The organism is Prosthecobacter sp., from assembly GCF_014879935.1.
Taxonomy (GTDB): domain Bacteria; phylum Verrucomicrobiota; class Verrucomicrobiia; order Verrucomicrobiales; family Verrucomicrobiaceae; genus Prosthecobacter.
This window is the reverse complement of record NZ_JACSRD010000111.1, coordinates 16547-37067: the sequence shown is the minus strand read 5'-3', so window position 1 is coordinate 37067 and position 20521 is coordinate 16547. Positions and strand designations below refer to the sequence as shown.

At 61.5% G+C, this 20521-nt stretch carries 17 protein-coding genes; 3 read left to right on the top strand and 14 right to left on the bottom strand.

All coding sequences use genetic code 11. From position 1 onward, the window contains the following. Positions 1–382: 382 nt before the first annotated feature. Both IAE77_RS07605 and IAE77_RS07600 read right to left on the bottom strand, forming a co-directional pair. A complete protein-coding gene (locus IAE77_RS07605) occupies positions 383–1786 on the bottom strand; it encodes a PQQ-binding-like beta-propeller repeat protein (RefSeq protein WP_294224185.1) in 1404 nt (467 codons plus the stop codon). After that, a complete protein-coding gene (locus IAE77_RS07600; RefSeq protein ID WP_294224183.1) occupies positions 1783–2898 on the bottom strand; it encodes a prenyltransferase/squalene oxidase repeat-containing protein in 1116 nt (371 codons plus the stop codon). The genes IAE77_RS07605 and IAE77_RS07600 overlap by 4 nt, the downstream gene beginning before the upstream one ends. Positions 2899–2952: 54 nt before the next feature. On the opposite strand from IAE77_RS07600, the gene IAE77_RS07595 reads away from it, so the two are divergent. Then, positions 2953–4188, top strand: coding sequence for a M14-type cytosolic carboxypeptidase (locus tag IAE77_RS07595; RefSeq protein WP_294224179.1), 1236 nt, complete (start codon positions 2953–2955; stop codon positions 4186–4188). Positions 4189–4201: 13 nt separating this feature from the next. Here IAE77_RS07595 and IAE77_RS07590 read toward each other — a convergent pair whose 3' ends face one another. Further along, entirely contained in the window at positions 4202–6034 is a 1833-nt protein-coding gene (locus IAE77_RS07590) for a PAS domain-containing sensor histidine kinase (protein WP_294224176.1), read from the bottom strand. A gap of 3 nt (positions 6035–6037) precedes the next feature. On the opposite strand from IAE77_RS07590, the gene IAE77_RS07585 reads away from it, so the two are divergent. After that, entirely contained in the window at positions 6038–6184 is a 147-nt protein-coding gene (locus tag IAE77_RS07585) for a hypothetical protein (RefSeq protein WP_294224173.1), read from the top strand. A 310-nt stretch (positions 6185–6494) separates the two neighbouring features. Here the strand turns inward: IAE77_RS07585 and IAE77_RS07580 are convergent, their stop codons facing one another. The 7 genes from IAE77_RS07580 to IAE77_RS07550 all read right to left on the bottom strand — a co-directional run bounded on the left by IAE77_RS07580 (position 6495) and on the right by IAE77_RS07550 (position 14311). After that, positions 6495–6947 (bottom strand): response regulator, encoded by a 453-nt coding sequence (locus tag IAE77_RS07580; protein WP_294224172.1) that lies wholly within the window; start codon positions 6945–6947, stop codon positions 6495–6497. Beyond that, the gene (locus IAE77_RS07575; RefSeq protein WP_294224169.1) at positions 6944–9760 is read right to left on the bottom strand and encodes a PAS domain S-box protein; all 2817 of its coding nucleotides are present in this window, start codon (positions 9758–9760) and stop codon (positions 6944–6946) included. The genes IAE77_RS07580 and IAE77_RS07575 overlap by 4 nt, the downstream gene beginning before the upstream one ends. Positions 9761–10007: 247 nt before the next feature. Continuing rightward, the gene (locus IAE77_RS07570) at positions 10008–11174 is read right to left on the bottom strand and encodes a sialidase family protein (protein WP_294224166.1); all 1167 of its coding nucleotides are present in this window, start codon (positions 11172–11174) and stop codon (positions 10008–10010) included. Positions 11175–11255: 81 nt separating this feature from the next. Beyond that, a complete protein-coding gene (locus IAE77_RS07565) occupies positions 11256–11705 on the bottom strand; it encodes a hypothetical protein (protein ID WP_294224163.1) in 450 nt (149 codons plus the stop codon). A 25-nt stretch (positions 11706–11730) separates the two neighbouring features. Further along, positions 11731–12684 (bottom strand): peptidyl-alpha-hydroxyglycine alpha-amidating lyase family protein, encoded by a 954-nt coding sequence (locus IAE77_RS07560; protein WP_294224161.1) that lies wholly within the window; start codon positions 12682–12684, stop codon positions 11731–11733. Positions 12685–12686: 2 nt separating this feature from the next. After that, entirely contained in the window at positions 12687–13382 is a 696-nt protein-coding gene (locus IAE77_RS07555; RefSeq protein WP_294224157.1) for a family 16 glycoside hydrolase, read from the bottom strand. Further along, positions 13379–14311, bottom strand: a complete 933-nt coding sequence (locus IAE77_RS07550; protein ID WP_294224154.1) for an alpha/beta hydrolase-fold protein — start codon at positions 14309–14311, stop codon at positions 13379–13381. The genes IAE77_RS07555 and IAE77_RS07550 overlap by 4 nt, the downstream gene beginning before the upstream one ends. Before the next feature lie 189 nt (positions 14312–14500). Between IAE77_RS07550 and IAE77_RS07545 the strand changes: the two genes are divergently transcribed. Beyond that, positions 14501–15949 carry an AAA family ATPase gene (locus IAE77_RS07545; RefSeq protein WP_294224151.1) on the top strand — a complete coding sequence of 483 codons (1449 nt, stop codon included), beginning with the start codon at positions 14501–14503 and terminating at the stop codon, positions 15947–15949. On the opposite strand, the gene IAE77_RS07540 is transcribed toward IAE77_RS07545, so the two are convergent. The 4 genes from IAE77_RS07540 to IAE77_RS07525 all read right to left on the bottom strand — a co-directional run bounded on the left by IAE77_RS07540 (position 15910) and on the right by IAE77_RS07525 (position 20483). Next, positions 15910–16104, bottom strand: coding sequence for a hypothetical protein (locus IAE77_RS07540; protein ID WP_294224149.1), 195 nt, complete (start codon positions 16102–16104; stop codon positions 15910–15912). The two genes, IAE77_RS07545 and IAE77_RS07540, sit on opposite strands and share 40 nt — an antisense overlap. A gap of 197 nt (positions 16105–16301) precedes the next feature. Next, the gene (locus IAE77_RS07535) at positions 16302–16811 is read right to left on the bottom strand and encodes a hypothetical protein (RefSeq protein WP_294224147.1); all 510 of its coding nucleotides are present in this window, start codon (positions 16809–16811) and stop codon (positions 16302–16304) included. Between the two features lie 25 nt (positions 16812–16836). Continuing rightward, positions 16837–18774 carry an arylsulfatase gene (locus IAE77_RS07530; protein ID WP_294224145.1) on the bottom strand — a complete coding sequence of 646 codons (1938 nt, stop codon included), beginning with the start codon at positions 18772–18774 and terminating at the stop codon, positions 16837–16839. 77 nt (positions 18775–18851) lie between these two features. Continuing rightward, positions 18852–20483 (bottom strand): sulfatase-like hydrolase/transferase, encoded by a 1632-nt coding sequence (locus IAE77_RS07525; protein ID WP_294224143.1) that lies wholly within the window; start codon positions 20481–20483, stop codon positions 18852–18854. Positions 20484–20521: the final 38 nt, after the last annotated feature.

The following is a 20521-nucleotide window of genomic DNA, read 5'->3' as shown; positions in this document are numbered from 1 at the left end:
TCGAGAGCGGTCGAGATCCAAAGCAGGCGCGTTCACTGTGCCCCAAGAAACGCGAAAACACGTCCCCTGCTCCGCCGTCAGTTACCCAATGCTGTGCCGATCTTGCGCGGGGTCTAGATTGCCGTCACAAACGGGAGACCCGTTCCATCCGGGAAAGTAGCTGCACTCGTCGAGGCGCGTCCGGCAGGCCCCTCACCTGACCTCTCCCCAAAAACGCGAAAGGTGTTTGCCATGCTTTGCGCTGGGGAGAGGGATTTGACGTCGGAGTTCGCGCAAAACGAATCCCCTCTCCCCGCCGATGAATTTCATGGCCGGTTGATCGCTCTTCGGGGAGAGGTTGGGTGATGGGCGTCGAAGGTTTGGTGACCGGGGAAAACTTGTGCTACTTCCCGAAGGCGAACAATCGCCTGTCCGTGCGGATGTAGATCACGCCATCGACGATGGCCGGTGAGGCAAACACGGGCTCCTTGAGCTCGTTGCGGGCCAGCACGTTGAGCTTGTCACCCGTCGCATCGAGCACCACCACCGTGCCGCGCTGGGAGACGACATACACATGGTCCCCCACCGTCACCGCGGAGGCATAGTAGTCGCCGGAGGCGTCCACACGCTCCGCCTGATACACGGGGCTGCCGCTTTTCGCATCATAGGCGCTGGCAAGTCCGCCGCTCTTCATCGTGAAGACGCGCCCGTTCGCCACCACGGGTGAGGAGACATACGGCAGATGCTTGCTCTGCTGCCACACGATGTGCGTATCCGTGATGTCACCGCTACCGCCGGGTTTGATGGCAAAGAGCTGGTTCACCGCATCCGCAAACATGCCGCGCATCGCCTCATACTCCGCCTTCGTCACCTTGCCGTCTTTGTCGGCATCGATCTGGGAATAGCGGTCTTTGATCTTGCCCGTCGGGAATTCATCACGGGTCAGCACGCCGTCCTTGTCGGCGTCGTTGGCCGCCAGGAAAGTCTCATGCGGCTCCATCAGCACGCGGTCGTCCTCGTCGCCGCCGACATTCCAGCTCACGAGAAGCAACACTCCATCGACCGCCGTGGGGCTGGCATTCGAGACACGCGCCATGCCACGCACGGACCAGCGTTGCTTTCCATCCTTCAGATCATAACTCCGCGTCCACAGCGATCCGCAGACGATCAGTTCCTCAGCCCCATCATGCTTCCAGATGAACGGTGTCGAAAAACCGCGACGGAACTCGCTGCGATCCACCCGCCAGACCTCCGCGCCAGTTTTCACATCGAGCGCCAGCATGTAACTGCCCACATCCTGATCGACGACGAGGATCACCTTTCCATCCGCGATGATGGGCGAGGCGCTGGTGCCAAACTCCACCACGGGCGCTGGCAGCGGCTTCTGCCACAGCTCCTTGCCGTTCCAGTCATACGCCAGCAGCCCGAATGATCCGAAATACGCGATCAACCTCTCGCCATCCGTGCAGCAGGTCGGCGCGGCCGGGCTGCCGATGCGATGCGCGCCTTCGATGGTCTGTGCTGGCACGGCCACACGCCACAGCTCGCGCCCATCACCTTCGTTCAGGCAAAACGTGACCAGCTTGCCCTCCGCGAGCCCTGTGAGTGCGATCTTGTCGCCCCACACACAAGGCGACGAATGCCCGAATGGCACCTCCGTCTGCCACTTTACATTCTTCTCCGCTGAGAACTCCACCGGCGGCGATCCCGAGCCGATGCCAAGACCTCCCTCGCCGCGAAATTGAGGCCAGTTGGAGCCAGCGAGAGCACTGGAGAGGGTAAAAAGGTAAAACAGAGCGTGTTTCATGGATGATCTTGTTCGGGAAAAAAGGTGTCCGCAGGCACTTCGGCTTCCGCTTTGGCATGTGCGGCCTCAAACTGCTCCGCGGTGACTTTCGGCGGCGTGATCTCTCCGCTCGCGGCCAATGCCTGGATGGCAAACGAGGTGCCCGTGTTGCTGGCGATGCGATCCCGCGCAAACGGCGACTGCGTGAACCAGCCGCCGGTCTCACGCTGATGCGTCTTCAGCCACGCGACGGCTTTTTCATTGCGCTGACCGCTGCGGGCCAAAACATACGCGCAAAGTGCCGTGGCATAGCCATCCGTGAGTTGCGGATCGAGCGGCTTCTTGTCCTTCCGCTGCCACGGAGCCAGATCGACCATGCTCCAGCCGCCATCGGCATGCTGTTGGGCCAAAATCGCCGCAACATGCTCCGCGCATGCCTTTTCATCGAGGATGCCGCCGATGGCTGAATGTGCCAGCAGCGTCAATGCACGCTCGTGCAACGTCTGCGGTACTTGAGCACGAAACCAGCCGCGCAGCTTCTCCGTGCCGTTTTTCGCGAGTTCCGTCTCCGCATACTTTTCCGGCGCAGCCGCCACGCCGAGCGCGATCTGCGCCACGGGCCACCAGTTGTCGATGGCCTGCGGGGCCTCGCGCACGCGGATCCAGTCGATGCCGCCATCCTTCGTTTGCAGCTTCGTCCAGATGAAGTCGAAGGCCTGCCGCGTAATCGGGCTCAGCTTGCCCGTCGTGGCCGCGTCATGTCGCGCCAACTCGACCGCCGCGAGCAATCGCACACGCGGGATGTGGTGCGTCTTCACTTTCGGCGCTTCCTTCGGATCATGCAGCTTCGTGAGGAGGCGCTCCAGCATCACCCGCGTGCGCATCACCTCCGGCGCGAGCGGATCGATCAAGCTCCGCGCCGGAAGATAGGTGAAGGTCGAGTGGCAGGCATAGCAGTTGTTTTCCGAAAGGTGCGCCCTGTTGTCGAGATAGCCCGCCGCAGCTTCCAGCGAGAAAGCCGCCCGCAGAGGCTCCTTCACAGTGTCCTGCACGGACAGGGAGGGCTTTTCCTGATAGGGATCGGCGGCGCATGCCATCACCGGCATGAGGAAGAGAAAACGAAAGCGAATCATGCCGCACAAGACGAGGAAAGCAGCGCTTGTCTTCCACCCTCTGCACGATCTTCCATGCCTGCCTCGTTCATGCACCTTATGAAACGCCTGTTTTGCCTTCTCGCCGCCCTTTCCCTGCCACTACAGGCAGAAATCCGCGTCTCGACCGATTTTGAAGGCGGCAACGCCGAGGTCGTCTCGCTGGATCAAAACAAGAAAACACTGCGCATCATGCCGAAGCTGCACGAAGGCCGTGGCTGGCCGTGCTGGTGGTATTTCCAAGTCGATGGATTGAAGCCGGGCGAGGCCTTCACGCTGGAAGTGCAGGCGCAGACGAAGCCGTTTCGCGAAAAGCAGGTGCTGGCCGCCGCGTGGTGCCAGCCGAAGCATGCGTGGCTCAGCAACGATGGCGAAACGTGGTCGCCGAGCGATGCGGGAATGCTGAGCAAGGACAAAGTGATGAGCTACACGCTCAAACCGGCCTCTGAGAGCCTGCGCGTGGCCTGGGGGCCGCCGTTTGTGCCTGCGGATGCGGAGAAACTGCTCGCCGAGATCGCGGCGAAGCTGCCGGAGTCGAAACGCTTCGAGCTTTCCAAAACACGCGACGGCCGGGCGGTGAACGGCATCCGCATCGGCGACGAAAACGCGCCGCATCAGGTCTGGGTTGGCTCGCGGCATCACGCTTGGGAAGCGGGTGGCAGCCAGGTGGGGCGTGGTTTCATCCGCTGGTATGCCAGCGACGAAGCGAAGGCGCTGCGGGCCCAAACCTGCCTGCATTACATCCCGATCATGGATGTGGACAACGCCGCCATCGGCGCTGGCGGCAAAGAAGCCGTGCCACGCGATCACAATCGCGACTGGGCCGACGAACCCACCTATCCCGAGGTCGCCGCCGCGCAGCGGATGATCCGCGAGATTCACCAAAAGCACGGACTCGACGCCTACATCGACCTGCACAATCCCGGCGCAGGCGACGGCATTTTCTTCTTCGGTCCGTTCGCCTTCGAACGCATGACCGGCATCCAGCAGCGCAACTACCGCCGCTGGATGGAACTTGCGGCGGCAAACATCGTCAAACCACGTCCGGTGGAGCCGAAGTATCGCTTCGCCACCTACGTGAAGACCGAGGAAGAACGCGGCCGCATGAGCAGCGGCTGGGTGCGCAATCACACCGGCGATTTCACCATCTCCGTCACGCTCGAAACCGGCTGGAACAGCCCGCTGATGTCCGTGGAAGGCTATTCCAACACCGGTGCGGGCCTCGGCCGCGCGCTGGCGGCGTATCTGGACAGCAATCCACGGCAGCCCTGAAGCAGCGGCCGTTTCAGGCCGTGCCGAGCAGTTCGTGGAGAGCTGTGAGCACCTTCTGCGCGGTGTAGGGCTTGGGCAGGAACTGCTTCACGCCGAGGGAGGCCAGCCGTGCGGCGGTGCCATCCGTGGCGATGCCGCTGCCGGCGATGATCTTCACCTCGGGATTCATGCGCCGCATCACCTGGATGGTGACGGTGCCATCCATCACTGGCATCATGAGATCGGTGATGACGGCGGCCACCTCCGCCTGGTGCTGCGTGTAGAGGGAGAGCGCCTCCGTGCCGTCCGCGGCGACGATGGCGCGATAACCGAAGGCCTCCAGCGTCTGCCGGGTGATGGTGCGGACGGCGGACTCGTCATCGACGACGAGAATGAGCTCGCCATTGCCCTGCGGCAGGGCGTGATGCAGGCCGCCGGCTTCGCCATCCACGGCCGGTGCCTGTGAGGGCAGGTAGATCGAGAAGGTGGTGCCGCCGGAGCCTGAGGACTCGCTTTCGACTTCGAGGAAGCCGCCGTGGCTCCTCACGATGGCGAGCACGGTGGACAGGCCGAGGCCCGTGCCTTTGCCGACCTCCTTGGTGGTGAAGAAGGGATCGAAGATCTTGTCCATGACCTCCGGCGGGATGCCGCTGCCGGTGTCGGACACGCGGATGAGCACATGCGGGCCCGGTTTCGCATGTGGATGCATGGAGGCCATGAGAGCATCGACGGCAAGGTTCGACGCCGAAAGCGTGAGCGTGCCGCCGGAGGGCATCGAATCGCGCGAGTTGACGCACAGATTGAGCAGCACCTGGTGGATCTGCGTGTGGTCCCCGGTGATGGTGCAGAGATTGGGTGCCACATCGTGCCGGAGCTCGATGTTCTTGGGGAAAGTCTCGCGCAGAAGGTGCTGGATGTCCCGCAGGATGTGCCGCGGGTCCACGGGCACCCGCCGCCCGTCCGCCCCACGGGCGAAGGAGAGGATCTGCCGCACCATGTCAGCCCCGCGCTGGGCGCTGGTCTCGATGGTGGCCAGGATGGACTTCATGCGCTCGTCCTGACTCGTCAGGCGGAGAAGCTCCACCGACATGAGGATGGGGGCCAGCACATTGTTCAGATCGTGGGCGATGCCACCGGCGAGCGTGCCGATGCTCTCCAGCCGCTGGGCACGGAGGAACTGCTGCTCCAGCTTCTTTTTCTCCGTGATGTCGGTGTTGATGGCCAGAATGCTCTGCGGGCGGCCTGCGGCGTCGCACACAAGCGTCCAGCGTGCCTCCACCAGGAGCAGGCCGCCTTTCTTGTTGTACTGCTGGATCTCGCCGTGCCACTCGCCGTTTTTGAGCACGGCGGCGGTGCCTTCCGTGAAGGCGGCGGTGTCACGATAGAGCAGTTCTGAGATCTTCCGTCCCGCGACTTCCTCGGCCGTCCAGCCATAGAGCCGCTCCGCGCCCTGGTTCCAATACGTGATGTGATGCTCCAGGTCGCGCACGAGGATGGCATCACGCGCACGATTGAGCAGCGAGGCCTGCTCCTGCAGGCGCTGCTCGGCCGCCTTGCGCTCCGTCGTGTCCTCAGCCACGCCCACCACGCGATAGACATCCCCCGAGGCATCAAACACGGGGAACGCACGATCTCGGATCCAGCGCAGGGCGCCGTCCGGGCGCACGATGCGGTATTCCTCATGATAGCGGCCACTGCCCTGCTCGAGAGCGGCCAGGCGCACACGTTCGCGATCCTCCTCATGGATGGCATCCATCCAGCTCTGCGGCGCGGCATAGAGCCCCTCGCAACTGCGGCCCCAGATCGTCTCGTAGGCCGGGCTGATGTAGAGCATCTGCTGCTTGCGGGTGTCGGTGATCCAGAACACCTCATGGATGTTTTCCGCGAGCTGGCGGAAGCGTTCCTCGCTCTGGCGCAGGATGTCCGCGGCGCTTTTCGTCTCACGCCGGAGCCGGCCCTGCTCGATGGCGTGGCTGATGGCGATGCCGAGCCGGGCAGGCGGTCTTTCAGCAGATAATCGGCCGCGCCAGCACGCATCACCTCCACCGCCACATCTTCCCCGATGGTTCCTGAGATGATGATGAAGGGGATGTCCAGCCCGCGCTCCTGCAGCAGGTTCAGCGCCTGCGGCCCGTTGAAGCCGGGCATGTCGTAGTCGGAGAGAATGATGTCGAGATCCGGCTTCAGACGCTCGAGGTAGTCCTCTTCCGTCCAGACGTGCTGCCAGGTGACGTCAAAGTCGGTCCGCCGCAGCTCCAGCAGCAGCAGTTCGGCATCCGCCGGATTGTCTTCAAGAATCAGGGCGCGCAACGGCCGTTTCATGCGGGTTATTTGTCGAGCTTGGGAGGTTGGTTGAGCAGCAGCCAGTACAAACCGACGTCCTGGACCGCCTTGGTGAATCCTTCGAAGTTCACCGGTTTCACGATGTAGCTGTTCACGCCCAGCTTGTAGCTGCGGACCACGTCCTCCTGCTCCTTGGAGGAGGTGAGCACGACGACGGGGATGTTCTGCGTGCGGGTGTCGCCTTTGATGCGCTGCAGCACCTCCAGCCCGTCCACCTTCGGCAGCTTGAGGTCCAGCAGGATGAGCTTGGGCGTGTCCTCGATGCGGCGGCTGGCAAACTCGCCTTCACAGAAGATGAAATCCAGCGCCTCCGCTCCGTCGCGGGCGACGTGCACGGAGTTGCCGAGATTGATCTTCCGCAGGGCACGCTGGGTCATCTCCAGGTCCTCCGGGCTGTCCTCGATGAGGAGGATTTCGACGATGTGGGTTTGAATCATGATGATGGGGTGTTCTCCAGGGTGAAATAAAAAGTCGCGCCTTGATCGACGGCCGCCTCCGCCCACACACGCCCGCCATGACGGTGGATGACGCGTTGCACGATCGCGAGGCCGACGCCCGTGCCCTCATATTCCTCCGCGCGGTGCAGCCGCTGGAAGACGCCGAAGAGCTTGTGGGCGTAGCGCATGTCAAAGCCGGTGCCGTTGTCACGCACGAAGAAGACGTTCCCGCCGGAGTCCGTGGTGCAGCCCACGTCGATCGCGGCCGCGTCGCGTTTGCGGGTGTACTTGATGGCGTTGGAGAGCAGATTGACCCACACCTGCTTCAGCAGTGCCGGATCGCCCTCGCAGCCGGGCAGAGCAGCCACGCGGATGTCGATCTGGCGTCCTTCGCGTTGCGGCGCCAGGTCCTCGATCACACTTCGCACGAGGCTGGCGGTGTCGATCGGCCGCTTGCTCAGCGGCAAACGGCTCAAGCGGGAGAAGGTGAGCAGGTCATCGATCAACAAGCCCATGCGCTGGGCGCTGTTGCGGATGGTTTGAAGGTAGCGCTGGCCGTCGGCCGGCAGTTGCGGACCGAAATCCTCCAGCACCGCCCGTGAAAAGCCATCCATCGCCCGCACGGGCGCCCGCAGGTCGTGGGACACGGAATAGGAGAAGGCCTCCAGCTCCTTGTTCGCGGCTTCGAGCTGTTTGTTCGCCTCCTGCACCTTCTGGGCGCTGTGGAAGATCTCCGCTTCCATCTGCTGCATGCGGATGTCCAGGCTATGGGTGCCGTCAGCGGCCTCCTTCGCCTTGCTCCTCACGAAGTCGGTCACGTTTTCCACGCGGTGGATGATGTAGTGCACCTTCCTCCGGGCATCGAGCAGCGGTGAATTGATCGGGCTCCAGTAGTGCTCCTCGAACACGCCGTCCGGCCGCCGCACGTCGTATTTCTGGATCGCCATCGTGTCCGGCCTCCCGGTCTTCAGCACGCGTTCGAGGGAAGCACGCAGATTCGACTCGCCCGTGGCCGTGGGATCGTCGGGATTGTCCGGAAACACCTCGAACAGACCACGGCCGATGATGCCTTCCCGCGTGGTCATGGTGGCTTCCAGATAGGCGTCGCTGGCGGTGACGATGGTGAAATCGGGCCGCAGGATCAGGTACAGGCCCGGCAGCGACTCAAACAGGCTCTTCAACTCCGCACGGCTGCCGCGTAGCTCCGCATTGGCCGCCTCCAGCTCCGCCGTGCGTTCCGCCACCCGGCGCTCCAGCTCGGCGTTCAATTGATTCAGCCGGGCCTCGGCCTGCTTGCGGGCGGTGAAGTCGATGAACATCGACACGATCACGGGCTCGCTTTCTTCAGCGACCTCAATGAGCTCCATCGAGATCAACGCATCGATCGTGCGGCCGTCTTTCCGCACAAAACGCGTCTCATGGTCACGGACCGGCCGGCCCGCCTTCAACTGCTCCACCAGCGCTGTCCGCTCCTCAGGATCAGCCCACATCTCCATCTTCACGGATGAGCGGCCGAGCAGCTCCTGCCGCGTCATGTTGAAAAGCTTGCAGTAGTGTTCATTGACCTCGATGAAACGCCCCTGCTGCATCGTGGTCACGCACATGGCGGCCGGATTCGAGTGAAAGGCCTTCACAAAGCGGGCCTCGCTCGCCCGCAGCGCCTTCTCGGCCTCTTTGCGTGAAGTCACATCCTGGATCACGGCCGCCATCCGCAGCGGCAGGTCTTTCTCATCGCGGATCAGGGACACGCTGACGCTCACCCAGGCGATGCGGTCATCTTTGCGGAGGTATCGCTTCTCCAGGTTGATCGCCCCCATGCCGCCGGAGACGAGCTGCGCGTGCGCGGCCGCCTCCTTCTCACGATCATCGGGGTGCGTGAGCTCGTGGGAGGTCTTTTCGAGCAGCTCCTGCTCGGTGTAGCCGGTGATCTCGCACAATTTCGGGTTCACCCGCAGATGCCGCCCCGTCGCAGGGTCGAGCTGCGCCTTGCCGACGGCGGCGGAATAGAAGCTGGCGCGGAACTCCGCCTCCTGCGCGCGCAGGGACTCCTCCGCACGCTTGCGGTCCGTGATGTCACGCAGGATCACCGTGTACGTTTTCTGCCCGCCCACCTCGGCATGGGAAATGGACGCCTCGATGGGAAACTCCTCGCCATCCGCCCGCACCGCGCTCAAGGTGCCCAGCGCTCCCATGGACCGTGCGCTCACGCCGGTCTGGCCGAAGCCCTGCACGTGGCCTTTGTGCGCCGCCCGGAACCGCGCGGGGATGAAGCGATCCAGCGGCTGGCCCAACGCCTCCACCGTGGTGCAGCGGAACATGGCCTCGGCCGCTTTGTTGAACAGGAGGATGGTCTGGTTTCCGTCCACACTGATGATGGCGTCCATCGCGGAGGTGACGATGGCAGACACTTTCGCCTCGTTTTCGTGCATCATCTGGCGGGAGGTCTCCAGCTCCTGCGTCCGCAGCCGCACACGCTTCTCCAGCTTGTGGTTGGCGATGCGCAGCCGTTCATGCAGCGCCGCCAGCAGCACTCCCACGCCGCAGAACACGCCCAGGCCGATGAACATCCGCGGCTCCTTCGTCGTGAAGGAAAACTGCGCCGGCATGAAGAAGTACCACACTAGGATCGCCGACAACGCCGTGCCGCCCACGCCGCCACGCAGTCCGCCCAGCCATGAGCTGACGATCACCGCCAGGTAAAACAGCACAAAGAGCTGCGGCTCCAGCCAGGGCCACAAAGCCCACTGCAGGGCCAGCGCCACCACAGGGGGAATCAAAACGGGACCGAATTTGCCAAGGTTCTGCTTCGACATTCGGTTACCCATCGGAACTGGCAACGCGAACAGTCGCCTCCTTCGCCTGAAACAGGAGACGGTGGCTGGGAGGATCGGTGGAAGATGTCGCGTGCATCAGTTGCCGACAGAGTGACTCGGAAAAAGAGGTTGCTAGGCGATTCATTACGCCGTCTTCCCTAGAAACAACTAAACAAACATTCAGGATCGCGCACCCTGAATGCCCCCTGTTGCTGACGAGTCCTGGCTGCTTTTACAAACTGGCCGCTCACTCGATCCGCCACGTCGCCTGCCTCAGCACGGCGAGTTTCGGTTCCTTCATCGCCTCATACCACACCGTCAAAAACGTGCCGTCAGGAAGCTCCACCGTACTGGGATAGCCCAGATCTCCGCCAATGCCGTCGCCGGACAGGATCATCGCCTCGCCCCAGCTCTGGCCGTTGTCGGCGCTGAGGCGGGCTTGGTTGCCGAAGGGCTTCCGCCGGTGGCCGTAGGTCATCAGCAGGCGCCCGCCACGCAGCCGCAGCAGGTGCGAAGGCAAACCCCACACGCCGATGGAGTGCGGCTCGCTCCACGTTTTCCCGCCGTCCTTCGACTCGGTCTGCAGCGTCTCGCCCTTGTTCGCCGTGTTGTGATTGCGGATCTGCGCGATGATCGTGCCATCCGCCGCCTCGACGGCGTGCAGTTCGTGATACGACTTCGTGGCGTCGTCGCCCTGGCGTGTCGGAATCTCCGCCAGCCATTGCCAGGTGAGGCCGTCGTCCTTCGATTCGGCCACGCCCACTTTCTTCTCCCCTGTCCACAACTGCTTCCCGGCATAAAGCAGACGCCCGTCCTTCAACTGGATCGGTCCGTGCGGGCTGTTCGCGATCGTCGGAATGCGCGTGGACCACGATTTGCCGCCATCGGTCGAGCGTATGAGCCATTCACCGAGTTCGGCCCTGCGCTCCTCGTCGTTGAGACGCTCGTGAGCGGCCTTCCACTTCGCGTAACGCTCCGCCGGCATTGCCTTCGACACCCAGCCCTTGTCGGTGAGCTCGGCCATCGCCGCGGCTTTCTTGAAGGAGTCTTCATAGGCCAGCGAAGTGAAGGTGGTCACCAGCAGCGTGCCCTTTGCGGTTTCCAGAACGCCGGAGTCACGGTCATCCGTGGCGGAGTCGAGCAGCACTCGCGGGAAGGTCCACGTTGCACCGTTGTCAAGCGAGGTCATCGCATGCACCTGCCCAAACGGGCACACATGCGACTCGCGTCCGCCCGACCATGACACCCACAGCTCACCATTCGCACGCCGCACCAACGTCGGCCAGCCGTGATAGTATTCAGGTTGTTGCGAGATGACTTTCGTCTCGAGAATCTTCGCCGTCGGCGCGGCTCCGCGTGCGATGAAGGGAAAGGCAAGGGCGGTGGTGGCGATGAAGCGGCGGCGGTTGGTCATGATGACGAAGATTACGGGGTGGCATCGTCTGCTTTCGCAGCAAAGCCGTGGTGCGAACGCCTGACCAGCGGCAGGGCTCCTCTACTTCGCCACCATCTTCAAAGGCAGCTCCGCGAGTTCCGCCAACGTGAGATGGCTGTTCTTGTCGGCATCCAGTCTGCCGAAGATCGATTGCGACAGCTCATCATACTCCTTGCGGCTAACGGCCTTGTCCTTGTCAGTGTCCAGGCCCGTGAGCACCTGCTTGATCAGCTCCACGATCAACAACGCGGCGATGTCACCGGACTCCTCCGCGATGTCTCCCTTCAGATCGTACACCTCGTCCGTTTGGATCGAGCCGTCGGCGCTTGAGTCGAGCTGGGTGAAACCATCCGCCACTCCCGTCTGCCACTCGCCTGCGTCGATTTTCTCATCCGCATTCGTGTCGAACTCCTTCGCGATGAGTTTTGCCAGCGCATCGGCGCCGGGAAGCGCGGCCATGGATGGAACGACGCTGGCAATCAGGGCGAAAATCACGAGAAGACGGCTCATGGCGTCGCAAAACAACCCTGCAGCCTCACTTCTTGCGCACAAACTTCTGCACCCGCGCCCCGGTGCCTTCGGCGACGTAAACGGCGCCGTCGAGGCCAACGGCGATGTCATGCCCGAGCTGAAACTCGCCCGGCGCTGCACCAAAACCGCCGAAGGTGTCAATCACCGCGCCCTGCGTGTCGAGTTCGACCGCCTTGCCGCGCAACTCGCGTTTCAGCGAGGGCGATCCGCCGTCAATAATGAAGAGATGCCCGTTCGGACCGATCTCGATGCCGTAGGGTTTGCCGAGTTGCGGTCCCTTCCACACATCGAGAAAACCGCCCTTCGCATCGAAGACCTGCACGCGCTCGTTTTCACGATCACAGACATACACGCGGCCTTGCGTGTCGATGGCGATGCCGTGCGGCAGATTGAACTCACCATTGCCTTTTCCTTTTGCACCCCATTCGAACTCGAACCCTCCTTCGGCGCTGAATTTGACCACGCGCGTGTTCTTGTAGCCGTCACTCACATAAAACGAGCCATCAGTCAGCACGGCGACATCGGTGGGCAGGTTGAAATGCGCATGATCCGCGCCGGGAACACCCGCTTCGCCGAGCGTGAGCAGCACCTTGCCCTCCGGCGTGCATTTGAAGACCTGATGCAAGCCTACATCGGTAAGCCACAGATTGCCCTCATGATCCACCGTCAGGCCGTGCGGCATGATAAAACGGTTCTCACCCCACGTGGTGAGCAGTTTGCCGCTCGCGCCATCAAGCACGCTCACCGTCGGCTGCGGAATCGGCTCCTTCGGAAACGGATTCGACCATTTCCGGCCGCTGCGATGAAACACAAACACGCGGTTCTGCGCATCGACCCCGACGCCAGCACAAAGGCCCAGCACATGCCCATCAGGCAGCTTCGGCCAATCGGGCACGATCTCGTACGGCTGGGACAAGGCCGCCGTGGTGCAGAGAAGAATGGCAACCGCGATGCGCATGATCACTTCAGCTTCCACACTTTCACATCATCGACATCCGCAGACTTGTTCACGGCGAGGGTAATCATGCGCTTCGTCGGATGTGCAATGCCTTCGCTGCTGAAGGAACCGGTCTCCAGCTCGTCAATGCGGACGGTCATCTGATCGGCCACGATCTTGATGTGCATCGTATGCCAGGTTCCGGGCTTCAAATCGAGTTTGAAGGCCTTGGTCTTTGTTTTCAGCAACGCGGCGATCTCCGGCGACTTGTCGCCCTTCAGCCGCCGCTCACGAATCTCGTTGTTCATTCCGCCCGTCTTCGAATCGATGATGGTGAGGCTCTTGTTCGTCACCCGGGCCATGCACAGGTGTCCTGCATGGACCGTTTTCAGTTCCCGATCGACGAAATCGACGCCGAGATCGTCACCTTCGCCGAGTTTGAAGCGCAGTTCGACCATGCCATCCTGGAATTCGACGTTGTGGAAGATCGCCACGCCATGATCAGCCTCAGCATGCTTCGTCACATGCATCACACCATCGATCAAATCGACCTGCTGGTGGCCTTTCGCCCGCCACGCACTGTTCGTGGTCCAGCCGTTGCCGATGTCCTCCTTCCCCGGCGTGGCTTCATCACGGTTGAAGTCATCGTTCAGCAATGGCGTGATGAAATCGGCCTGGAGCGAGGTGACGAGGAGGAGCGGAATCAGGAGGTGTTTCATGGTTTGAGGTAGTGGAGCGGGACGTGATTGAGTTTGAGGGATTCGATCTGGAAATCGAACCACGTGTCTTTGCGGCCGTCGATCATCTTCTTCTGATTGTGATCGAGGCCCTCGACCTCGAAGTAGCTGTGCGTCACGCCGAGTTTCGTCAGCGCTTCGTGGTATTCACGCACCGTGACGAGGTGATCCGGGTCTGCGGTGCCGCAGGCGACCTGCATGCGCAGGTTCGCTTTGATGTACTCCAGATTCTTTTCCAAGTTCAGGAAGGCATCGTTGTCACGCAGTCGCTGCGGATCGTCACCGAGATAGGCGTTCGGGAGATTTTTGGCGTCGGAGACGCGATACACGTTGCCGCTTTGATTGAAGAGCGAGCCAAAGAGCTGCGGATGCTTCATGGCGAGATTCGTGGAGCCGCGACCGCCCATGCTGAAGCCCTCGATGCAGCGCGCCTTCCGATCCGCGATCGTGCGATACGTGGCGTCGATGTGCGGGATGAGTTCTTTGATCATCATCGTCTCCGCCATGAAGCGCCCGTCGCCGCTGTCCTGATACATCGTCGAGCGACCGCCATTCGGAAACACCATCACGATCTCGGGCAGCTTCCCCGCCACAATGCCCTCGTGCAGCACGCCGGCCGAATACACGCTCCGCGTCTCATTCCCACCCGCGCCGTGCAGATGATAAATCACCGGATACCGCCGCTCCGTGGCCTTTTCATAGCCCGGCGGCAAATAGAGGCAGTAGCCCACGTCGCGCTTCATCGACTCGCTGCGAAAAGTGTGATGCGTGACACCCACCGGCAGCTCCGGAACCGGCGACGTGACCCACATGTCGGGAGAGTTGGCCTGGTTGGCCTTCTTTTTGGCTGGTTGGGCGAAAACAGTGCAGCAGAAGGCAAGAAGCAGGAGGGTTGTAAGGCAGTGAGACATGGATGGCTGGAAACGACGCGGAGGGTCGTGTCTCTCAGTGCCATCCATACAGCAGCACCGAATCAACTTGGCGTCGATTTCGTGCTGCCGAGAGAATGACTCCCTAGCAGCACCGAATTGACTTAATGTCGATTTCGTGCTCTCTTTTTCCAACCAAAACACAGCACCGAATCGACATTCCGCCTCGCCATGCCAGACGACTTTCCCTTCCACGGCCGCCGTTTTCACGCGGACCAGTTCGCCCGGTTGCTGCGGCAGACGAAGCCCTCGCTCGTCGTGGTGCAGGGGCGCCGGCGCATCGGCAAAAGCGCCTTCGTCAGGCACTGCGGGCAGACCTATGGCGATCATTACCTGAAGTTCGAGGGATTGGGACCACGCGAGGGCATTGGCAAAGCGGAGCAACTCGCCAGCTTTGCCGAGCAACTTGCCGCGCAGACCTCTCTGCCGAAGATGACGCTCGAAAGCTGGCCTCAGGCCTTTCAGACGCTCGCCACCGTGCTGCCGCAGAAGGGCAAGACCGTGCTGCTGCTCGATGAGATCTCCTGGATGGCCATTGGCGATCCCGACTTTGCCGGGCATCTCAAAATCGCCTGGGACAACCTCTTCAGCCGCCGCAAAGACCTCGTCGTCGTGCTCTGCGGCTCCATGTCATCGTGGATCGAGGCAAATTTGCTCAACAGCGCCGGCTTCGTGGGCCGGTGCTCGTGGGTCTTCACCCTGCCGCCCATGCCGCTGCCGGAGTGCATCCCCTTCTGGCGTGGCAAGGCCTCGCGCATCCCTGTGCTGGAGAAGATCAAGACCCTCGCCGTCACCGGCGGCGTGCCGCGCTACCTGGAGGAGATCGATCCCGCGCAGACGGCGGAACAAAACATCCATCGCCTGTGCTTCGATCCGGGCGGGCTGCTCTTTCGGGAGTTTGATGACCTGTTCAGCAGCGTCTTCAGCCGCCGTGCCGATCGTTACCGCGAAATCTGCCGCGCCCTGAGCGGTCCTTCGAAAACACTCACCGAACTCAGCCGTGACCGCGACGTGGGCCGCGGCGGCATCGTCACCGAGGCGCTCGCGGAACTCGAAAGCGCCGGCTTCATCACCAGCGACCTGCCGTTTGATCCCAGCACCGGCACGGAGCAGCGCAGCGCCAAGTATCGCCTGAGCGACAACTACACACGCTTCTACCTCCGCTACGTCGATCCCGAGCGTAAGCGCATCGCCAAAGGCCTGTTCCGCCAACGTGCGCTCGAGACACTGCCGCAGTGGGACACGCTCATGGGACTGCAGTTTGAAAACCTCGTTCTCAGCAACCGGGATGCGCTCCTGCGCCTCATCGAGCTGGGCAACACGCCCATTCTGAATGCCGCGCCCTATTTCCAAAGCAAAACGCTGCGCAAGGAGGCCTGTCAGATCGACCTGCTGCTGCGCACGAAGAAGTCGCTCTACGTCGTCGAGATCAAGCTCCGCAGCCGCATCGACCATTCCTGCATCACCGACGTGCAGGAAAAAATCCGCAAGCTGAAGCTCCCTAAAGGCACGCCCTGCCGCACCGTCCTCGTCTATCAAGGCGAACTCGCCCCCGGCATCGCCGACGAAGACTACTTCGACTACCTCGTGCCGTTTGAGCGGATGTTCGAGGCGGGGTGAGAGCCATTTCCGCCCGCGCCGCGCAGATGATAAATCACCGGATAGCGCCACTCCGTGTCCGTTTCATAGCCCGGCGGCAGATACAGGCAGTAACCCACGTCACGCTTCATCGACTCGCTGCGGAAGGTGTGATGCGTGACACCCGTCGGCAGCAAGGGGACCGGCGATACGACTGCATGTCGGGAGAGTTGGCCTGATTGGGTTTGGATCTACCCTTTGCCTTCTGGGCAGACACTAGGGGGCACAGTGTTAAGAGAAGGAGAGGGATGAGAATGCGGGACATCTAACGATGCAAACGATCACGGGCGTCATCTCTCGCAGAGGAAGACATTGATCATGCTCCATGTGACAATCATTCGGCCCCGTAACGATCAGCATATGTGACGCTGCCACCGACACCTTCAATCCTTCTGGTGGGTTTGATGATGTTTGTGCGCTCGGCTTCTGCTTGCAGCGCTTTCAATAAGGCAAACGTTGGCGCATCCTTCGAAATCATGCAAGGCAACCAGTAAAGTGCCATATCAACCACGTGAGGTTGAGAATCGATTCTGGCAGCAATTACAGCAATCGCACGCTTTGCTCCAAGCTTGGCCACACCGAATTGGGTGCAGATTTTGGTCTTCTGAGAATGTGCTGAAACAATGTCATCCAAGCCTCGCTTGAATAAGTCGAACGCCTCAGCTCGACTATTGATGCAAGAAGTGGCGAGCCTCCAAAAAGCAGGATGGCTCAGATGCAAATGTCGGCGAAAAAAATCCAGTCGAATAGAATCGGAGATCTCACGCAGCCACTTCGCCAGCCGGTTAAAGTCTTTGGACTCCAACGGTCGTTGCAAGAGTTGATCGGCTTCAATGACGTCCATGTTTATCGTGGCTAGTTGAGCAAATTCACGGCCACTTGGCCAGTTCCTTGCCGTCCTCTGCTTTTAGAACAAGCCCTTCAATGCGGGCCCCGCCTTCACCGCCGCATGGATCGAGGCGCAGGGCATGGAGGGTCTTCGCTTCATCGATATTGAGCTTCATCTCATGCCATTGGCCGTCGTGTTTCACTTCGAAGTCGAGATGTTTGCCTTTGGGGAGGATGGTTTGGGAGTCGGTGGTCCAGTAGAGTTCGGCGGGGCCGGTGGCGTGGCTTTGGAGTTTGAATTCGAGGACGTAGGGGCCGGGCGCAGTGAGATTCAGATCGCTGAAGGCGAGGCCGGGATCGTCGCCGGTGCATTGGAGGATGAGTTGATCGCCTTCGACGGTGAGTTTCGTGCCTTTGCGGGCGCGAGGGAGCGTGGTGGCGGTTGATTTGCCGTGGCGGACCTTGCCGGCGGTGAGTGGCTGGTCGTGGTCGGTCCATTCGCGGTGGCGATGATCGCCGGGTTCGGTGGAAACGGGCGCGCATTCCTTGGGCGGGGCCATGAGGACGTGCTCAGCCATGTCGTGCCATTGGTTGACCATGCGCTGCACGATGTCGCGATGCTGCGCGGCAACGTTGTGCAGTTCGGTGCGGTCGGTGCGCAGATTGTAGAGCTCCCAAGGCTCGCTTTGAAAGCTGACGAGCTTCCAATCGCCATCGCGTAGGCCGCGATCACTCGAAAAGAGCAGATGAATCGGCGGACGTGCCTTCAAATCGCCACTGGCGATGATGGGCGCGAGCGAAGTGCCGGCGAGCGGCGTGAGTTCGCGGCCGGGAAAGCTCTCCGGCAGCTTCGCACCGGCGAGTTCGGCAAAGGTGGGCAGTACATCAACAAGATGCGCGGGCGTGTCGATGACGGCGCCGGGCTTCTGCTTCAAACCGGCGGGCCAGTGCAGGATAGCGGGCGTGGAGATGCCTCCTTCGAATTGGTTCTGCTTGTAGTAGCGGAAGGGCGAGTTCCGCGCCCAGGCCCAGCCGGTGCTGTCGCTCCACGTGGTCTTGGGATCAAACGGCTGCGCGTCCGGCTCCGGGCGGCCGCGATCGTAAGGACACGCGCCGTTGTCGGAGACGAAGAGGATGACGGTCTTGGCGAGATCGCCGTTTTGATCGAGATCGGCAATGAGGCGGCCCATTTCCTGGTCGATACGGTCGATGAGGCCCGCGTAGGCGGCCATGCGCTTCGCTTCCCACGCTTTTTGCTCGGGCGTGAGCTGATCCCACGCACGCACGTGCTCGGGACGCGGTGATTCTTCGAGATTCGCGGGCAGCAGGCCGATTTGCTTTTGTTTGGCGACTCGCGCGGCACGCACACTGTCCCAACCGGCATCGTAGCGGCCGAGATACTTTCGGTAATCCTGCTCCAGAGGCTGCAAAGGCGCGTGAGGGGCATTGAAGGCGATGTATTGAAACCACGGCTTCTTCGCCTGACGCGCCTCGCTGATGAACTCGATGGCACGGTCCACGTTTGCGATGGTCGTGTAGAAGCCTTTTTCGGGCACGGGCCATTTTTCGCCGTTTAGACGGAAGGTTTTGTCTCCGAGGTAATAATTCGTCGCGCCGGAGAGATGGCCAAAGTAGCGCTGAAAGCCGAAATGTGTCGGTTCCTGGCTGAGATGCCATTTTCCGGTCATGGCGGTGAAATAGCCCGCTGGAGCGAGAACTTCGGGAATGATCGCGGCGCGCTTCAAACTCTCGTCACCGGCCTGGCGGCACCAGCGGCCGCTGAGGAGGCTCACGCGCGATGAATGGCACTTGGCGGTGTTGTAGAACTGCGTGAAGCGCAGGCCATTCGCGGCCAGTTTGTCGAGATGCGGCGTTTCGATCTCGCTGCCGTAACAACCAAGGTCGGAGAAACCCATGTCATCGACCATGACGAGCAGAAGATTCGGCTGTCCATCCTCCGCTGAAGCTTCGGAGGACAAGACTGCCGAAAATGACGAATGCAGAATGAGGAAGGACGAAAAAATGAGCAACAAGCGCATGGTGAGTGAATTCGAGATCAAAACTTCGGAGCGTTCGGCACGCTGCTCGCGGTGCATTCGGCTTCGTCGAGGAAGCTGTCGGCGTTGCGGTCACGGGCTTTGAACCAGGCCTCGGCTTCGTTGGGTTTGCGGCCCTTGCCAAACTCGACGGCGCTGAGTTTGCCGTCGTGGTCGGTGTCGAGCTTCTTGAACATCTCGGCGCGTTTCGGGTCGCCCTTCGATTTGCCTTTGCCCTTCGGATCCGCAGCGATGGGGAGCGGCAGGTAGTCGAAATCGAGGATCATCTTGCGCTGCAGCGTCGTCTTGAGCTCGAGTGTGACCTCTTCGAGGCCCTTCTGGCCGTAAAGATTGTGCAGTTCATTCGGGTCGGACTCCAGATCGTAAAGCTCATACACCGGACGCGGGCTGGTGAACCAGAGTTCCTCGAATTCGGTGGCGAGCGTCTTTTCCTCGTGGCCTTTGACGATGTCCTTCCAGCCCGGATCGCCGGCGCTGTCCACGGGCGCGTAGCGTTGATGCGGCGTGACGTTATAGATAAGCTTGTAGCGGGCGCTGCGCACGCAGCGGCTGTAATCCACGGCGCTGGCGGCGGTGTTCAGGTCAAAGGTGGCGCTGCCATGCGGTCCGCGTTCGGCGAAGATGTGTTTCCGTTCGTTCGGGAAGGATTCGCCTTTGAGCAAGGGCAGAAAACTCACGCCGCTGATGCGCTGCGGCACTTTGAGACCCGCGGCTTCGAGACAGGTCGGCGCGATGTCTTCGCCGGAGATGAGCGCGCTGGTGTCGCCGCCGGGTTTCACCACGCCGGGCCACCAGGCGAGCAGTGGCACGTTCAAGCCAGGATCATGCAGCGAGCCTTTGCCAGCGGGGAATGCCATCCCGTTGTCGCCCATGAAAATGACTAGTGTGTTGTCGAGACCGGCACGCTCTTTCACGATGTCCAGCACTCGCTGGAAGTCGCCGTCGCAGTGTTCGATCTCGCCTTCGTAACGCGAGAGATCCTCGCGCACGCCGGGCAGATCCGGCAGGAAACCCGGCACTTCAAGCTTCGCAGGATCGGGCGGATTTTTGCCGCTGTTCCAGGGATGATGCGGATCGCTGAAGTTCACCCAGAGGAAGAAGGGCTTGTCCTTGGGACGTTGGTCGAAGAACTCGTTCATCTTCGCCGGCACGTTCTCCTGCCCGGTGGCATCGACGAAATCGAAGCGTTCGTGAAATGTGCGCATCTGCCGCTCGTCAAACACCGCCTCCGTGGCCGCCGGAGCGCGGCCGGAACCGTCGAGATGATAACTGCGACCGCACACGCCGACGAAGTAGCCGCCCTCGCTCTTCAAGATCTCCGGAAACGTGATCTCATCTCGCGGCAGCGGCGAGGAGAAGCGTGTGATGCGTGCCGCGACCGGTGAACGACCCGTCATGATCGTCGCACGCGACGGCACACACTGCGGCGCACCGGTGAACATGCGGCGAAACATCATCCCCTCCGCCGCGAAGCGATCGAGACTCGGGGTCTTCATCTCCTTGCGCCCGTAGCAGCCGATGAAAGGATAGCTGTGGTCGTCTGAGAGCACGAAGAGGATGTTCGGACGCGGTGAGGCTGCAAATGTTGAAGTCAGAACAACGAATGACGATAGCAGGAGGAGGGCTCGCATGGCGATGAAGATTGGAAGGTGAAGCAGGTAGAAAGGGA

Bases quoted from the DNA above. Each gene is read 5' to 3' on its own strand.
- IAE77_RS07605 (WP_294224185.1), bottom strand. From the start codon at position 1,786: ATGAAACACGCTCTGTTTTACCTTTTTACCCTCTCCAGTGCTCTCGCT.
- IAE77_RS07600 (WP_294224183.1), bottom strand. From the start codon at position 2,898: ATGATTCGCTTTCGTTTTCTCTTCCTCATGCCGGTGATGGCATGCGCC.
- IAE77_RS07595 (WP_294224179.1), top strand. From the start codon at position 2,953: ATGCCTGCCTCGTTCATGCACCTTATGAAACGCCTGTTTTGCCTTCTC.
- IAE77_RS07585 (WP_294224173.1), top strand. From the start codon at position 6,038: ATGGATGTTTTCCGCGAGCTGGCGGAAGCGTTCCTCGCTCTGGCGCAG.
- IAE77_RS07580 (WP_294224172.1), bottom strand. From the start codon at position 6,947: ATGATTCAAACCCACATCGTCGAAATCCTCCTCATCGAGGACAGCCCG.
- IAE77_RS07575 (WP_294224169.1), bottom strand. From the start codon at position 9,760: ATGTCGAAGCAGAACCTTGGCAAATTCGGTCCCGTTTTGATTCCCCCT.
- IAE77_RS07570 (WP_294224166.1), bottom strand. From the start codon at position 11,174: ATGACCAACCGCCGCCGCTTCATCGCCACCACCGCCCTTGCCTTTCCC.
- IAE77_RS07565 (WP_294224163.1), bottom strand. From the start codon at position 11,705: ATGAGCCGTCTTCTCGTGATTTTCGCCCTGATTGCCAGCGTCGTTCCA.
- IAE77_RS07560 (WP_294224161.1), bottom strand. From the start codon at position 12,684: ATGCGCATCGCGGTTGCCATTCTTCTCTGCACCACGGCGGCCTTGTCC.
- IAE77_RS07555 (WP_294224157.1), bottom strand. From the start codon at position 13,382: ATGAAACACCTCCTGATTCCGCTCCTCCTCGTCACCTCGCTCCAGGCC.
- IAE77_RS07550 (WP_294224154.1), bottom strand. From the start codon at position 14,311: ATGTCTCACTGCCTTACAACCCTCCTGCTTCTTGCCTTCTGCTGCACT.
- IAE77_RS07545 (WP_294224151.1), top strand. From the start codon at position 14,501: ATGCCAGACGACTTTCCCTTCCACGGCCGCCGTTTTCACGCGGACCAG.
- IAE77_RS07535 (WP_294224147.1), bottom strand. From the start codon at position 16,811: ATGGACGTCATTGAAGCCGATCAACTCTTGCAACGACCGTTGGAGTCC.
- IAE77_RS07525 (WP_294224143.1), bottom strand. From the start codon at position 20,483: ATGCGAGCCCTCCTCCTGCTATCGTCATTCGTTGTTCTGACTTCAACA.